The organism is Leucobacter sp. M11 (assembly GCF_035726885.1).
Lineage (GTDB): Bacteria > Actinomycetota > Actinomycetes > Actinomycetales > Microbacteriaceae > JAPFRB01.
The window spans coordinates 342,962-345,005 of sequence record NZ_JAPFRB010000004.1 but is presented as its reverse complement, the minus strand read 5'-3'; the positions used below and the strand labels follow the sequence as shown (position 1 = coordinate 345,005).

2 protein-coding genes are annotated in these 2,044 nt (G+C 69.6%); both read right to left on the bottom strand.

Features of this window, described 5'->3' with window-relative positions; all coding sequences use genetic code 11:
- Window positions 1-733 (bottom strand): iron chelate uptake ABC transporter family permease subunit (locus OOT08_RS13665; RefSeq protein WP_325093335.1); only part of this gene is annotated, 733 nt, incomplete at its 3' end.
- Between the two features lie 4 nt (window positions 734-737).
- Window positions 738-1,805 (bottom strand): iron-siderophore ABC transporter substrate-binding protein, encoded by a 1,068-nt coding sequence (locus OOT08_RS13660; RefSeq protein WP_325093333.1) that lies wholly within the window; start codon window positions 1,803-1,805, stop codon window positions 738-740.
- Window positions 1,806-2,044: the final 239 nt, after the last annotated feature.

Below are 2,044 nucleotides of genomic sequence, written 5' to 3'. Positions count from 1 at the left end.
CCACGATGATCGGCAGGGTGGCCGGCAGAATATCCAGCGCGCGTCCGCCGATCGAGCCGACGCCCCAGAAGCGCATCACGTCGAGGGTCGCCGTGCTCTTGAGCACGATCGCGGAGGTAAAGCCGCCGAGCACGGCGCTCAGCGCGACCCCCGCGAGGGTCAGTTTGACCGGCGTTGCCGCCCCGACCCCCACGGAGCCGATGGCGTAGACGAGGATCGTCACGATGAAGGCCCCGGCGATCGCGAACCAGACGAACTGGGCGGGGGCGGTGATGCCGAGGAAACCGACGGCGACGGTGACGAGAAAGCTCGCCCCGGCGTTCACGCCGAGGATCCCCGGATCGGCGAGCGGGTTGCGGGTGAAGGCCTGGATGAGCGCGCCGCAGATGCCGAGCGCCGGGCCGACCACGAGGCCCATGATGGTCCGCGGCACGCGCAGCTCACGGATCATGACGTGCTCATCGGAGCCGTCGAACGCGACGAGCGCCTCCCACACCGTCGCCGGGCTAATCCCCCGCGCGCCCACCATCAGGCTGAGCACGCAGACGAGCGCGAGCACGATCAGGGCGACGACGAGGGCGACGGTGCGCCCCACGTTATTCGCCGCGACGCCCTGGGTGGCATCGCGCACCGCGTGGCTCGTGTGTGTGACCCGCTCCGAGGCGTCCACATCGGGACGAGCGCTCGTCACGCTCGTCGATTGGCTCCGCTCGGAGCGGGTCAGGGGGGTCATACGGTTACTTTCCGGTTTCCTGCCCGGCGACGGTGTCGGCGAGCATCGGCAGGAAGGTGGGCAGCGCCCACGGGACGGACAGGATGGTCGGCGAGTTCGTCGCCATGCCCATCTCGGGGTCGGAGATCATGAGTGCCTTTCCGTTGGCGACGGGGGCCCAGCGGGAGACCATCGGGTGAGTCAGGGTCTCCTGGATCTCGGCCTCGTCGTTGGCCCAGCCGATGAAGACATCGGCCTTGAGCGTGTCCAGCTGCTCCAGGCTGACCGCGCCAAACCAGTCATCTCCCGCCACCGTGCCGAGAATATCGGACATGGAGGTGGTGTTGCTGAGCCCCAGCTCGGTGAGGAAGCGCACCCGGGGGTCGCTCTCGACGTAGACGCCGAAGTCGGTCGCCCCGTCGCGGACGCCCATCCCGTAGACGAAGGTGACCCCCTCGAACTCGGGGTGCGACTCCCGCGCCTCGGCGAGCAACGCCTCGGTCTCCGCGATCTTTTCCTCCGCGAGTTCGCTCTCGCCGAGGGCCGTGGCCACCGTGCGCGTCAGGTCCTGCCAGGGGCCGGAGGCCCACGTCTGCTTCTCGTAGGCAACGACCGGCGCGATCTCGCTCAGACGCTCGTACTCCACCTCGGAGACCCCGGAGTGCGGGGCCAGGATCACGTCGGGGTCGAGTTCGAGAATCTGCTCGAAGTTAATCTCCCCGGCGTCGTCATAGGTGATGTCCGCGGGCAGCTCCTCGCCGAGCACCTCGGTCACCTGCTCCTTGAACCAGGGGGTGTGCCCGTTGTCGTCGCCGCCCCACTGCGCGGTGGTGCCGACGGGCGCGATGCCGAGCCCGGCGACGAGGTCCTGGGTCATCCAGCCGATCGTGACGACCCGCTCGGGCTTCTCGGGGATCACGGTCTCGCCGAGCGCGTGGGTCATCGTGACGGGGAAGCCCTCGGCGGAGCGGTCTGAGTCGGAGGCGTTCTCGTCGGCCGGGGCGGAGCAGCCCGCGAGGACGAGGGCGCTCAGCGCGGTCGCTGCCGCGAGCGCGGTGAGCCGCGAACGGCGGGTGGTGGTGCGGAACTGCATGGGACTCCTCGGGCGCCGGGGCGCGGTCGTGCCCGGTCTTTCGTCCGGGCCGGACGACGGGTGCGAAGAACGCACCTCAACATCCTACGTTGGTTAGGCTTGCCTTATCGAGCCTAGGGACCGAATTGGTTTCGGATCCGCCAGGCTCCGTCGCGATCCGGCCAGCCACACGCCCCGGAATTCCGCGGAACGGCGCCGCCCGCGGCGGGGTACGGCAACGCTCCTCGGCAGACCGGACG

Excerpts from the sequence above, each read along its gene's own strand:
- OOT08_RS13660 (WP_325093333.1), bottom strand. The coding sequence starts at position 1,805 with ATGCAGTTCCGCACCACCACCCGCCGTTCGCGGCTCACCGCGCTCGCG.